Annotated in this window: 12 protein-coding genes; 10 read left to right on the forward strand and 2 right to left on the reverse strand. The window is 34.2% G+C overall.

Features of this window, described 5'->3' with window-relative positions; translation table 11 throughout:
- Positions 1–7: 7 nt before the first annotated feature.
- Complete coding sequence (locus ACQY22_RS09855) at positions 8–2,194, reverse strand: ABC transporter substrate-binding protein (protein WP_428324511.1); 2,187 nt, start codon at positions 2,192–2,194, stop codon at positions 8–10.
- Positions 2,195–2,363: 169 nt separating this feature from the next.
- Between ACQY22_RS09855 and ACQY22_RS09860 the strand changes: the two genes are divergently transcribed.
- A complete protein-coding gene (locus tag ACQY22_RS09860; RefSeq protein ID WP_428324512.1) occupies positions 2,364–3,806 on the forward strand; it encodes a menaquinone biosynthesis decarboxylase in 1,443 nt (480 codons plus the stop codon).
- On the opposite strand, the gene ACQY22_RS09865 is transcribed toward ACQY22_RS09860, so the two are convergent.
- Positions 3,801–4,919, reverse strand: coding sequence for a radical SAM protein (locus ACQY22_RS09865; RefSeq protein WP_428324513.1), 1,119 nt, complete (start codon positions 4,917–4,919; stop codon positions 3,801–3,803). The two genes, ACQY22_RS09860 and ACQY22_RS09865, sit on opposite strands and share 6 nt — an antisense overlap.
- A 135-nt stretch (positions 4,920–5,054) precedes the next feature.
- Here ACQY22_RS09865 and ACQY22_RS09870 point away from each other — a divergent pair, with 135 nt between their 5' ends.
- The 9 genes from ACQY22_RS09870 (at position 5,055) to ACQY22_RS09910 (ending at position 14,194) form a co-directional block, all read left to right on the forward strand.
- Entirely contained in the window at positions 5,055–5,837 is a 783-nt protein-coding gene (locus ACQY22_RS09870; protein ID WP_428324514.1) for a 2-amino-3,7-dideoxy-D-threo-hept-6-ulosonate synthase, read from the forward strand.
- The gene (locus ACQY22_RS09875; RefSeq protein WP_428324515.1) at positions 5,830–6,891 is read left to right on the forward strand and encodes a 3-dehydroquinate synthase II; all 1,062 of its coding nucleotides are present in this window, start codon (positions 5,830–5,832) and stop codon (positions 6,889–6,891) included. Before ACQY22_RS09870 ends, ACQY22_RS09875 begins: the two co-directional genes overlap by 8 nt.
- Position 6,892: 1 nt before the next feature.
- Entirely contained in the window at positions 6,893–7,564 is a 672-nt protein-coding gene (gene aroD, locus ACQY22_RS09880; protein ID WP_428324516.1) for a type I 3-dehydroquinate dehydratase, read from the forward strand.
- A 49-nt stretch (positions 7,565–7,613) separates the two neighbouring features.
- A complete protein-coding gene (aroE, locus tag ACQY22_RS09885) occupies positions 7,614–8,435 on the forward strand; it encodes a shikimate dehydrogenase (protein ID WP_428324517.1) in 822 nt (273 codons plus the stop codon).
- The gene (locus ACQY22_RS09890) at positions 8,435–9,289 is read left to right on the forward strand and encodes a shikimate kinase (RefSeq protein WP_428324518.1); all 855 of its coding nucleotides are present in this window, start codon (positions 8,435–8,437) and stop codon (positions 9,287–9,289) included. The genes aroE and ACQY22_RS09890 overlap by 1 nt, the downstream gene beginning before the upstream one ends.
- The gene (gene aroA, locus ACQY22_RS09895) at positions 9,279–10,547 is read left to right on the forward strand and encodes a 3-phosphoshikimate 1-carboxyvinyltransferase (RefSeq protein WP_428324519.1); all 1,269 of its coding nucleotides are present in this window, start codon (positions 9,279–9,281) and stop codon (positions 10,545–10,547) included. Before ACQY22_RS09890 ends, aroA begins: the two co-directional genes overlap by 11 nt.
- A 326-nt stretch (positions 10,548–10,873) precedes the next feature.
- A complete protein-coding gene (aroC, locus tag ACQY22_RS09900) occupies positions 10,874–11,971 on the forward strand; it encodes a chorismate synthase (protein ID WP_428324520.1) in 1,098 nt (365 codons plus the stop codon).
- Positions 11,972–11,975: 4 nt separating this feature from the next.
- Entirely contained in the window at positions 11,976–13,346 is a 1,371-nt protein-coding gene (locus ACQY22_RS09905; protein ID WP_428324521.1) for an aminotransferase class I/II-fold pyridoxal phosphate-dependent enzyme, read from the forward strand.
- Positions 13,343–14,194, forward strand: a complete 852-nt coding sequence (locus ACQY22_RS09910; protein WP_428324522.1) for a prephenate dehydrogenase/arogenate dehydrogenase family protein — start codon at positions 13,343–13,345, stop codon at positions 14,192–14,194. The genes ACQY22_RS09905 and ACQY22_RS09910 overlap by 4 nt, the downstream gene beginning before the upstream one ends.
- Positions 14,195–14,199 lie beyond the last annotated feature (5 nt).

Here is a 14,199-nt window from a genome sequence, read left to right on the forward strand (position 1 = left end):
AATGATTTTAAGAATTTGGATGTATTGGGATTGAGAAATAAAAAGCAGTTCCTAGAAAAGAAACACTTTCAATCCAAATTTTACCACCCATGTCTTGAACTATTTCTTTAGTAGTCATCAATCCCAAAGGACCATCATCTTCATCAAACACTTTTTCTTGTTCTTCTTTTGAAATTCCATTTCCGTTATCTTTAACAAAAAATGTAATATCCTCATCATCATTGACACCAATCTCAATTTGACCATAAGATCCAACCAAATGATGAGAAGCACGAATTAAATTTGAAAAAATTTCTAAAATCGGTTTTTCATTAGATACAAACTTTACGTTTTTGATTGATGAATCTGAGAAATCAATTTCTTTATCAGTCATAAGTGTTGAATGTGTTTGAATACATTTTTGGAGAATTTCCTTAGACGATAATAGTTTGACAGCGTTTTTGGGTTCAACTGGTTCCGGTGTTGGTTCAGGTTCTGGTTCTGGTGTTGGTTCAGGTTCTGGTTCTGGTGTTGGTTCAGGTTCTGGTTCCGGTGTTGGTTCAGGTTCTGGTTCCGGTGTTGGTTCAGGTTCTGGTTCCGGTGTTGGTTCAGGTTCTGGTTCCGGTGTTGGTTCAGGTTCAATTTTTTGAATATGAACAGAGTTCTTCAACTTTATTGATAGAGTTCGAAGTTTCCAAATGGTAAATCCCGCTATTGCAGATACTCCAATAATCAAAGCAATTAACAAGTTTACAAGAATAGATAGTTCATCATCTGCGACAGATGTTTGGGTTATAGGAATCTCATCATCTGTAATAGATGTTTGTTCTATTGGAATCTCATTATCGTCGATAGGGGCCGATTTTTCCAAAATAGTTTCTTCAGTAGCCAATTCTTCTAAATCAGTTTCAACAAGTTCGATTAGTCCAGATTCCATATTTTTTGCATAATTGCCTTTGTACCAAACACCATCCACAATAGACCAAATAGCATAATTATCAGAGACTAAATCACCAGCGTCGTTTAATTCTAATTTCCCCAGAGCACCATTGTAAGAAGTAATAGTAGATGGAATTTCTAATGCTAAATCATTTGGATTAGTGCTTGCGGCATTTAACATACTCAAGCCCAATATCCATACAGCATCATATGCAGTAAATGCATAAGTGTCTGGCAAGTGTCCTAGTTTTCCAAAAATTTTTGTTTCAATTTCTTGATAAGCAGTACTTTCAGTGTCAGTTGAAAACTGAAGTGCTCTAAATGAAACATTCTGTGCAAATTCAACGGCTTTTTCATTTTCAATTATTTTTTTCTCATTTGCATTAGAATCAGTTCCAAACCATCGAACATCATCAAGTATATCAAATTGAGTTGCACGAGATAAAAATTCAGCAGATTCACCAAACCCAATCATACCAACTCTAACATCTGAGGGATTCATTTCTGAGGGATTCATTTCTGCGGCAATTGATTCAGATAATTGTTGTAAAGTTTGCTCATAGAGAGGAGATACTGGATCATAACGTATCATAAAAACATCTCCAGAATAAGATTCATCAAAAGCATTTGCAAATTCATTACCCCACGTATCATCACGAACTAAAAGAAATACAGTAGGACTACCGGCAGATTCTGCAAGAAGAGCAAGTAATCGAGTCTGATGTGTATCATCAGGAACAAGTCGGAAAATATTATCTTCTATTGCCAAAGATGGGGCAGTTGAAGATGTGCTAATAACCAATAATCCCTCAGAATCAACATAAGATTTCATAAATTCAAGTTCTGCACTTGTTTCAGGTCCAATGAAAACATCTACTCCATCAAGATGCATTTTTTTTACTTGTTCCAGAGTATGTTCAGGATCAGTTTGGAGAGAAACAACTTCAGGAATTAAGAGTGTTTGTTCATTTTCAATGTATTTCAAATATTCATTGAAATCATCAATAGCCATTAGTGCAGCATGTTGACTTTCAGTACCATATGTTGAATAATCACCAGAAGTTGAAAATAGTAATCCAACACGTAGATTTTCTTGTGTTGTAGTAGGAAGTGTATATCCTCTTTTAAGAAAATTCTCAACACTTGAAGATTTCACACATATCGAAGAATCACCAGAAGGTTTGAAGACTAGTTCATAATCTTCAGAGCACACAACAATTTCAGAAGATGATTCATTATCAGATTGCCCATATACATCAACAAGAGTAAAAGACATTGTAAAAAATATCAAAAAACTCAGCAAGACAACATTTTTCATATAATTTCTCAGACATGGAATCTATTATGTACTTTGAGAGGATTATTTAATAAAAAAATAAAAACAATTCAAGAGTTTATTCCTAAAATCCAGTTAAGCTTATACTTGAACTGGATTCAGAATTAATGTGCCAATAGAAGACATTCAAGAGTTTATTTCAGAACTTGAAAAAAATGGAGAATTAAAGAGAGTCAAGACACAAGTTGACTCGAATTTAGAAATTGCAGAAATCATGAGAAGAGAGATGTATTCAGACGGACCTGCAATTCTTTTTGAAAATGTAAAAGATTTTGATATGCCAGTTTTAGGAAATGCGTTTGGTTCTATTAAAAGATTAGAGATAGGACTTGAAATGACAGACTTTACTGAAATCGGACAACGTATTGCAGACATGACAAAGATGGATGTTCCATCAGGTTTGCTAAACAAAATTAAAAAACTTCCAGAATTATCAAAGATGACAGCATCGTTTCCTAAATCAGAAGTTAGTGGACCGGTAACTGAAATCACATCCACTGATGCATCATTTGAGGATTTGCCAATATTGAAATCTTGGCCAAATGATGCAGGACGATTCATCACATTAGGATTAGTTGCAACAAAACATCCAGAAACAGGAGTTAGAAATCTAGGAGTCTACAGAATGCAGATTGTAGATAAGACACACGCATTAATGCATTGGCAAAAACACAAGAGAGGAGCTCATCACGGAGACATTTCAAAGGACAGGGGGGAGAAAATTCCAACTGCCATAATTATTGGTGGAGATCCTGCAACAGTATTTTCATCAATTGCTCCAGTGCCAGAAGGACTTGACAAATACTTGTTTGCAGGAATTACAAGAAAAGAAGGCATCAAAACTGTAAAATGTAAAACAATTGATTTGGATGTTCCAGCAAATGCAGAAATTGTTTTAGAAGGATATGTTGATCCTGCAGATATTAGAGATGAAGGTCCATTTGGAGACCATACAGGATACTATACCCCAGTTGAACAATACCCAACATTCACATTAACAGGAATTATGAGAAGAAAGAGTCCAATCTATGTTACAACAGTGGTTGGAAAACCAATTCTTGAGGATGCATATATTGGAAAAGTAATTGAGCGGTCATTCTTACCACTAATTCAGATGTTCCATCCAGAAGTAGTTGATTTCAGTATGCCGGCTGCTGGCTGGTTCCAAGGATTTGCAATAATTTCAATCAAAAAGAGATACCCAGGTCAAGCAAAAAAAGTGATGATGGGGTTATGGGGAATGGGACAGTTATCACTAACAAAGATGTTCGTGGTAGTTGATGAAGACATCAATGTTCATGACATCAATGATGTGATTTGGGCAATTACAACAAGAGCAGATGCGGCAAGAGACACTACAATAATCAATAATGCCCCAACTGACACACTAGATCCAGCATCACCACTTGTCAATCTTGGTTCTAAAATGGGAATTGATGCAACACAGAAAACAAAAGAAGAAGGATACGAAAGAGAGATTCAACAACAAGTAAAAGTTGATGAAGAAACAAAGAATCTAGTTGATTCTAAATGGTCTGATTATGGACTATGATATAGATACAGGGTTGTAGAAATTATCTCTCTCTTCAACAGAATAACCAATTTGATGAATTGCATCTATGATTATTTTATCAGTAAGTTCAGTGGAGCGGGCACCAGTACATGAAACTACTTCTTCTCCAATCAAGGTACCGCCAAAGTCATCAGCACCATACTGTAAAGCTAGTTGAGCCATACCAATGCCATTTGTCAACCATGATGATTGGATGTGAGGGATGAGTCCATCAAAGATTAATCTAGAGATTGCAATCATTTTCAAGAGTTGAATTCCACCAGTACCATATTCAACTAATCCCTCTTCATGCATCAAAGTGTTATTTGGCTCAAAGTTCCAAGGGATAAATGCCATGAATCCTTTAGTTTTTTCTTGTAGTTTTACAAGTTTGAAAAAGTGTTCAACAATGTCATTTTTGTTTTCTACATGCCCATACATCATTGTAGCAGAAGATGGAATTCCAAGTGAATGAGATTCATCCATGATTCGAATCCAATCATCACTAGAGATTTTCTTTGGACTAATAATTTCTTTAACAGAATCAGTCAAAATTTCAGCTCCAGCACCAGGCATTGACTGCAAACCTGCATCTTTGAGTCTTGACAAAATTTCCTTTGTGGATGATTTTTCAACTCTTGCAATCATGTCAATTTCTGATGTTGATAATCCATGTACACCGACTTTAGGGAATTTCTCCCTAATCATTCTAAATGCATCTTCATAATATTCAATTTTCAGATTTGGGTTATGGCCACCTTGAATCAAGACTTGTCTGATCTTAAACATATCCCATGCAGTTTTTACACGAGATTCAATTTGATCCAAAGTTAAAGTGTAAGAATCATCAGCTCCAGGGGATCTGTAAAATGCACAAAACTTGCAGTCAGTGATACAGACATTAGTATAATTCAAAATAATATTATTTACAAATGATGCTTTCTTTCCAAATTGTTTTCTTGTCAAATGACCAGATACAAGTCCCATGAGATGAACATCATCAGATTCTAATAATCGCATACAGTCTTCAGGACCAGGTCTTTTTCCATTAAGAGAATTTTCTAAAATATCTTTAATGTCACTTTTTTGTAGTTGCTCAGTTGTCTGACTCAATTGTCTTTCATCCTTTGGAATTTCTATTTAATCCTTGATAGAAAAAACAATTGAGGTTTTGTGCTCAAAACTTAATGAATTTGAGATTAATGGTTCACGTTATTTTTAAGTAGGGCACAAAAAGCAGATCCACTCATGGTATCAGGTAACCAAATTAGACTTAATCGAATTCTTAGAAAAGGAAGAATGTTATGCATTCCAATGGATCATGGGATTTCAAATGGTCCTATTGAGGGTCTTGAGGACCCAGCATCAACAATTTACAAATGTGAAGGCCACGGCCTTACAAGTGTAATAATCAACAAAGGAATTATCAAATCATTACCAAAACCACCCAAAGTCGGAGTTTTAGTTCATTTTTCAAGTAGTACAGCATTATCATTATCACCAAATCGAAAAATGCTCACAGGTACTGTAAAAGAAGCAGTGGCATTAGGGGCAGACGGAGTTTCATTACACATCAACATTGGAGGAAAAGAAGAACCTGAGATGTTAGAACAGTTAGGATTAACTGCAGACCAATGTCATAGATGGGGAATGCCACTCTTAGCAATGATGTATCCAAGAGGAGAAAACATCAAAGACCCACATGATCCTGAAGTTGTTGCACATGTTGCAAGAATAGGAGCAGAGTGTGGAGCAGATATTGTTAAGACATTATACACAGGAGACATTGATTCATTTTCAAAAGTTGTAAAGAGTACACCAGTTCCAATTGTAATTGCAGGTGGACCAAAAGCAAAAACAGATTTAGATATTCTTCAAATGACGGAAGATGCCATAGCAGCAGGAGCAAAGGGTGTCACATATGGAAGAAACATCTTTGCACACAAAGCACCTGAAAAAATGGTAGAAGCATTAGCTGAAATAATTTTCAGAAAAGGTACAGCAAAGGAAGCAATGAAGAAAATTGAGTAAGAGTAGAGAATTAATCATATCCCCTAAAGGCTCACAGGCACAATTATCCAAACTTTTACCACAGTTAGAAGAAGAAGGAATCAAAATGATTTATCTTGATCCAAAAAAACTAGGAAAGAAAAAAACAAAGTTGCAAACGGTTTACCCTTCAAACAATGCCAATTATGTTGTTCTTGAAAAAGAAAACGCTACAAAACCAAAGGGCAAAAAAGTTGGAAGAAGATTCCAAGTATTATCAAATACAGATATTGAAAATATCTTAACTATTGCAAAAAAAGGCCTAGATTTTGTAGTTGTAGAAGTCAAAGACTGGAAGATAATTCCGTTAGAGAATATTATTGCAAAACTTCACAAGATACATACCAAAATTTTTGCAGTAGCAAGAACACCTGAAGAGGTCAGAAAGATGTTTTCAATTCTAGAAGTAGGAGTGGACGGAGTGATTTTCAATACATCATCAATTAACGAAGTAAGAGAAGCCATGGTTTACTTGGGAACCAGAAGTTTTGATATGAAACCTGCAAAAATTATTGATATCAAAGAAGTGGGAGACGGTGAAAGAGTTTGTGTGGATACTGCATCAATGCTTCACAAAGGAGAAGGAATGTTAATTGGAAGTAGATCAAACTTTTTGTTTTTAGTTCACAATGAATCAGTTGGATCATCATTTACATCACCAAGACCATTTAGAGTCAATGCTGGTGCAGTACACTGTTACACATTATCTCCAGATGGAACAACCAATTATTTGTCAGAGGTAGAAACAGGCTCAGAAGTATTAATTCTAAATTCTAAAGGAAAGGCAAGAAGAGTCACTGTAGGAAGATCAAAGATTGAAAGAAGACCAATGTTGATGATTAAGGCAAAAGCTGGAGGAGAAATAGGTGGAATAATTGCACAAGATGCAGAGACAATTCGTTTTGTAAAGCCAAATGGGCAATTAGTATCAGTTACACATCTTAAGAAAGGAGATACAGTTATGGTCCACTCAAAACCTGCAACAGGCAGACATTTTGGTATGGAAGTTTCAGATGAATATATTTTAGAAAAATAAAATGAAGTACAAAACTTGTGTATCCATTGCAGAAAAAACACCTAACAAAGTCAAACAGACATTAAAAATTGCTTTAAAAAAATCAGATTTTGTTGAGATAAGGTTTGATTTTCTAAAAATTGAACAAATCCCACAAACATTAGAACTGGTCAAAAAAGATTTGAAAAAATCAGTATGCACATTAAGACCAAAAACTGAAGGAGGTCAATTTACAGGAAATGAAAAAGAAAGAATTGCAATAATAAAACTGATTGCAGAATATAATCCATATTTACTAGACGTAGAGTTTAACACTCTGAAAAAAAATTCATCACTAATAAAATATCTAAAATCAACAAAAACAAAACTATTAGTTTCTTGGCATGACTTTAAGAAAACTCCAAGTTCTACAGAATTAAAAAAGAAAATGAGTCAAATGAGTAAATTCTCAAATTTTGTAAAAATTGTCAGTACAGCAAAATCTACGGATGATTCAACAAGAATGCTTGAGTTATACAGTAAGAGAGGAAAAAACAACCTAATTTCATTTGCAATGGGAGATTTTGGTAGAATTTCAAGGATTTTGTGCCTATATTTGGGAAGTCCATACACATATGTCTCTCTAGGAAAACCAGTTGCCCCAGGTCAGTTTAGTGTTGATGAAGTAAATAAAATCACTAACTTGAAAAAATAATCATCCTACTAATTGAGAGTTTAAATCAATCATATTACTCGGAGATATTATGGGAAAGACATTTGCAGTAATTGGAGATCCAATTGATCATTCTTTATCTCCAAACATTCACAGTGCGGCATTTAGAGAATTAAATCTAGATTGCTCATACATTGCATATAGAATTCCAAAAGATGAGTTGGGTGACGGAATTGAAGGCTTGAAGAAAATCAAAATTGCAGGATTCAATGTTACCATCCCCCATAAAGTTGAGATGATGAAATATCTAGATAAGATTGACGAGTCTTGTAGTTTGATTGGAGCAGTAAATACAGTTGTAAGTAATGATGGAGTGTTAAAGGGGTACAATACAGACATGGATGGTTTTCTAGAACCATTAAAGAAACGAAACATAGACATCAAAAATTCCAATGTACTTTTGCTAGGTGCAGGAGGAGCTGCAAGAGCAATTGTTGCAGGTTTTGCAAAAGAAAAAGCAAAAAGCATTACAATTGCAAATAGAACAATTGAGAAAGCAGGTAACCTAGTAGAATTTGCAAAAAAAATTGGTCTTGATGCAAATGCCATAACAATTGACAAAGTTGGAGAATCTGCAAAAAATTATAACATTATTGTAAATGCAACATCAATAGGATTACAAAATGAAGCCAGCCCAATATCGTTTGAGGAGATTAATGAAAAAACAGTTGTATACGACATTGTTTACATGCCAATGAACACAGATTTTCTAAAAAAAGCAAAAGAAAAAAACGCCATTGTAATTTTTGGATATGAGATGTTATTGGGTCAAGCCATCAGAGCATTTGAGATTTGGCACGGTATGGAAGCACCTTATAATGCCATGAAAAAAGCATTGTTAGGAGGATTTTGATGGCAAAAGCAAAAGCAATAGTTCATGGGGCAGTTTCAATAGTAAACGCAATTGCAAACCAAAAAGGAGCAACGTTAGGAATAGACCTAAAGGTTGAGGCCATAGTAGAAACATCACCTGGAAAAGGCATAGTTATTCAATCAGAAAACAAAACACTCAGTTCTCGATTAATCAACAAAACAGTTGAAAAAATTGTTTCAAAAAAAGACCTTGAACAAAACAAGATAACCATTACATTGGAATCAGAAATCCCTACAGGATACGGATTGAAAAGTTCTAGTGCAATATCATCAGCAGTTGCATTAGGATGTGCAAAAATTTTCAAATCTAAATTTACTGATCAGCAAATTCTACTTGCAGGAGTTGATGCATCAATTGAATCCAAAGTAAGCATCACAGGAGCATATGATGATGCATGTTCATGTTATTATGGAGGATTCAATGTCACAGATAATGCAAAGAAAAAGAGAATGGGTTTTGAGAAAGGTCCATCAAATCTAATTGCAGTAATATTTATTCCAAAAAATAGAAAACGTGGAAATCTAAAAAAACTCAAAGTGTTATCATCAGTTTTTGATCATGCTTGGAATTTAGCAAAGAAAACAAACTATTGGGAAGCAATGATAATTAACGGATTGGCTACAGCATCAATTCTTAGTTCAAATCCAGATGTAATAACAGGATTAATTGAAAGAGGAGCATTAGGTGCATCGGTTTCAGGAAATGGTCCAGCAATTGCAGCAATCACAAAGAAGGAAAATGAATCTAGTATCAAAAAAGCATTTTCATCATTAGAAGGGAAGATCATAGTTTCAAAGATCAGTAACAAAAAGGCTGAAGTACATGAAGTGTAAAGTAGAAAAATCAAGAATCACAGGAGAAATAATTTGTCCTCCAAACAAGAGTTATACTCACAGAGCAATATTTCTTGCATCACTTGCAGGAAATAACAGCAAGGTGGAAAATGTTTTGTTATCAGCAGATACCATTGCAACAGTTGAAGCATGTAAAAAATTTGGAGCAGATATCGAGACTGAAAATTCATCAATAATGGTGAAAAATCCCATAAAATTTGATAGAATCGTGCCTGAAATCAATACTGAAAATTCAGGAACAACAATTAGAATAGCCTCAGGAATTGCAAGTTTGTTTTCAGAAGAAATTACTTTGACAGGAGATGAGAGCCTCAAAAAAAGACCCATGCAACCACTCTTAGATGCACTATCAAGTATCGGAGCACAATGTAAATCAACTGACGGAAAACCACCAATCAAGATAAAAGGAAAGATTTCAGGAGGAGATGTTACAATTCCAGGAAACTTTACTAGTCAGTTTATTTCTGCATTATTAATTAGTGCCCCATTAACTGAAAATGGAATCAATCTTTCAATTAAAGACAATCTAGTATCAAAACCATATCTTGATGCTACAATTGCAACAATGAGAAAATTTGGAGTTAGTGTACAAACATTAATCCCATACAAGAGATACAACGTTTCACCCCAAATTTACAACGCAACAACATTTTCAGTTCCAATTGATTTCTCTAGTCTTGCATTATTGTTATCAGCAGCAGTGCTTAATGGAGATGAAACTGTTATCAAAGGAAACATTGGAAATTTACCACAAGGAGACGAAGTATTTATCGACATATTAGAACAATTAGGGGTTTCAGTAAATATTGAAGAAGATGAAATCAAAATAAAATCTCCTGAAAAACTAAAAGGAGGAAGGTTTGATTTGAGTAACTCACCAGATCTTTTGCCACCACTAACAATACTTGTATTAAATTCAGAAAATCCAATTGAGATTGTCAATGTAAAACATGCAAGATTAAAAGAAACAGATAGGATTGCAATAACAGCTAGAGAATTAATCAAATTAGGGATTAAAATTCAAGAAAATGAAGATGGGTTAATTTTAGAATCAACAGAAAATCTTACAGGTGCAGAATTAAATTCTGAAAATGATCACAGACTTTTCATGGCATTTTGTATTGCAGGGATGTATGTTGGAAATTGTGTTGTAACGGATCCTAAATCAGTTCAAGTTTCTTATCCAGATTTTATCGAAGAGATGAACAGGATTGGGGCAAAAATTCAACCAGAATAATTTTTCAAAAAAATCAACTAAAAGGGGTAAAAGGCGCGACCTTGTATAGGGTGAAAAGCATTCTCCACACCCTCAACGCTTTTGCGTAGATAACATGTCTTTTTCGCAAGGTCGCGCAAATTATGCAGTAAAATTTGCACGTTTTTCCATATATTCTATGTGTTATTATTATATTTAAGAATATATTAGAAATATTTCATAAAATTATCCTATATTTTATAAATTTCAATTATGCCTAAGATTTATCAAAAAAATAATCAAAAACAATGCCAAAATTTTACAAAATTCAGAATGAGGAATTATAAGCATCATTTAGCTTTGATAGTGTGTTGCCGGGAAGTTCTATTGGTCAGCGTCTTGTGTTGACAAGTTTTGGAGAAAGTCATGGAAAATCTATCGGGGCAGTTTTAGACGGATGTCCTGCAGGATTAGAGATTGATGAAAAAGATATCCAAAAAATGTTAGACCAAAGAAAACCAGGTCAGAATTTAATCTCAACACAAAGAAAAGAAGGAGACATAGTAGAAATCATCTCAGGAGTATTTCGAGGACATACAACAGGATCTCCAATAACAATGGTGATTTGGAACAGTGATCAAAAATCAAAAGATTATGAAAATTTGAAAACAAAACTAAGACCAGGGCATTCAGATTATCCTGCCATGGTAAAATACAATCAATATAATGACCATAGAGGAGGAGGGCGATTTTCAGGAAGATTAACTGCAACGCATGTGATGGGAGGAGCAATTGCAAGAAAACTTCTCAAAGTTACATTAGGCATTGAAACAAATTCCTACACATCTCAAATTGGAAAGATGAAGATGGAAAGACAATTTAATGAAAAAATGATAAACTCAATTTACAAAAATGAAGTAAGGTGTCCTGAAACAAAAACAGCAAAGATGATGAGAGCAAGTATTTTAGATGCAAGAAAAAAAGGAGATTCCCTAGGTGGAATAATCGAGTCAGTTACAACAAATGTACCAGTTGGTTTAGGCGAACCAATTTTCAGTTCATTAGAATCAGATTTGAGTAAAGCTATGTTTTCCATTCCATCAGTAAAAGGAGTAGAGTTTGGTTCAGGATTCAGAGGTTCAGAGCTTTTCGGTTCTGAAAATAATGATTTGTACACAGTAAAAAGAGGGAAAATTGTCACAAAGACAAACAATTCAGGCGGCATATTGGGAGGAATTTCAAATGGCATGCCAATTACTATGAGAATAGCATTCAAACCAGCATCATCAATTTCCCAAAAACAAAGTACTGTAGATATTAAGACCAAAAAAGAAACCACACTGCAAGTGAAAGGAAGGCACGATCCATGTGTTGTTCCAAGAGCACCACCAGTAGTTGATTCTCTTGTAGCATTAACTATTGCAGATCATGCACTAATTTCGGGTCAAATCAAGCCTGTTTTGTAAGAAAATGTCAGATATTAACGACTTACGAAATAAGATGGATGAAGTAACACTCCAAATGATAAAGTTACTCAAAGAAAGAACCGACATTGCAAAGGAGATTGGAGAAGTAAAGAAAAACATTGGCAAAGGAGTAACTGATGAAACACGAGAAGACAATCTCAGAGGAAAAGTAATTTCATTATGTCAAGAGATTGGATTAGATGAAAAAATTGCTACAAAATTTTTGAATTTTCTATTAAATGAATCAATCATAGTACAATCATCAAACAAACAAACTCATCTTTCAATATTTCTTAAAGCAAAAGAATTGGAACAACAAGGCAAAAATATTATCCATATGGAAGTAGGAGAGCCTGACTTTTTACCACCAACAATTGTAAAAGATGCATTAGAAGAAGTTTATGACAAAGGATATCTAAAATATGGTCAAGCAAAAGGGATGCCAGTTTTTAGAGAAGAGTTAGCAAAACATGTAAATAAAAAATTCAATGCAAGTGTATCACAAGAAAATATCATAGTTAGTCCGGGTGCAAGATTTTCAATATTTACAGCAATCACTACACTTCTAAATCCAGGAGACGAAATGGTTGTAATTGAGCCTGCATGGCCTGCCTACAAAGATTGTGCATTAAACTCTGGAATCAAAGTCAGGACAGTTAACACATCATTTGAAAATAAATGGGAGCCTTCAATAGAACAAATTGAAAATACAATTAATTCAAACACAAAAATGATTGTGTTGAATTATCCAAACAATCCAACAGGGAAAATTCTTCCAGAAAAATTGCAAGATCAGATTATTGAAATTGCTAAAAAGAACAATCTCTATGTATTAAGTGATGAAATTTACTCAGAATATGTAAAGTCAAGTTGGAAGAGTGTCTTGAGTTATAATTATGAAAAAAGCATTGTAACACAATCATTTTCAAAATCTCATGCCATGACAGGATTTAGAATTGGATATGCAATTGCTGATGCAAGTATTATTGAAAAGATGGCAAAATTAGAAGCATTATGTCTAACAAATGTATCAGAACCAATTCAATACATTGCCATGAAGGCATTAGAAGCAGACACATCCAACAATAATAAAACAGTCCAAAGTAGATTGGATGTATTGATTCAAAAAGCAAATGAGATGGGATTAGACATCATCATACCAGACGGGGCTATGTACATCTTTGCTCGAGTTAACAAAGAAGGATTTGACGGAGTAGAATTTGCAAATAGCACATTGGAAAAAGGTCTAGCAGTAGCTCCAGGGGAAGGATTTGGAAATTACAAAAATTTCATCAGAATTTCTGCATGCCAAGACGAGAAGACACTAATTGAAGGAATGAATATACTAAAGGAGATTATGAGTGAAGATCAATGAAGAAAGTTACAGTAATTGGTGCAGGAGGGCAAATGGGACAATGGTTTGCCAAATATTTTGCAGATAAAGGGTTTGAAGTAACAGGTTTTGATTCAGAAAATAAGGTTCCAGGCAAGGGAATTATACAATCAGACTCCCTGGTAGGGGCAATTCTCAAAGCAGATTATGTAGTATTATGTACACCTACAAGAAGAACTCCAGAAATTATCAGACTAATTGCAAAAGAAATGAAGCGTGGAACATATCTTATAGAGATTTCATCTGAAAAATCCAAAGTTGTTTCATCATTATCAAAAATGCCTGCAAAAATTAATCCAATTTGTATACATCCAATGTTTGGACCAGGTGTTAAAACAATCAAAGGTCAAAACATAATTTCAGTTCCAATAAAAGATGCAAAAAAAGAATTGACTGTAACAAAATCACTATTTGAAGGGGCAAATTTTGTTACAATAGATGCAGTAGAGCATGACAAAAAGATTGCAGTTATTTTAGGATTAACTCATTTGATGAATTTAGTTTTTGCAAACATTGTTTCAAAAGATGAAAAGATGTTACTCACAGAAAAAATGTCAGGTACAACTTTCAGAGTTCAAAAAACATTAGCAGAAAGTATAATGACAGAATCTCCAGAATTAATTGAAACAATCATCGCAAATCCAGAAATCCGTAGAGTAGCAGAAGAACTTTGGAAAGATATTGGAAGATTGTTAACTGCGGTTCAAGAATCAAAAACAGAAGAAGTAGTAAATTACATTAAAGATTGCCAAGATAGATTGGCCAAACATACAGACATCAATGATTCTTACAAAAAGCTAGCAAAGATGGTCAAAGCCGTTGAAAAATAACGGGT

This window comes from Candidatus Nitrosopumilus sp. (assembly GCF_965263415.1).
Taxonomy (GTDB): Archaea; Thermoproteota; Nitrososphaeria; order Nitrososphaerales; family Nitrosopumilaceae; genus Nitrosopumilus.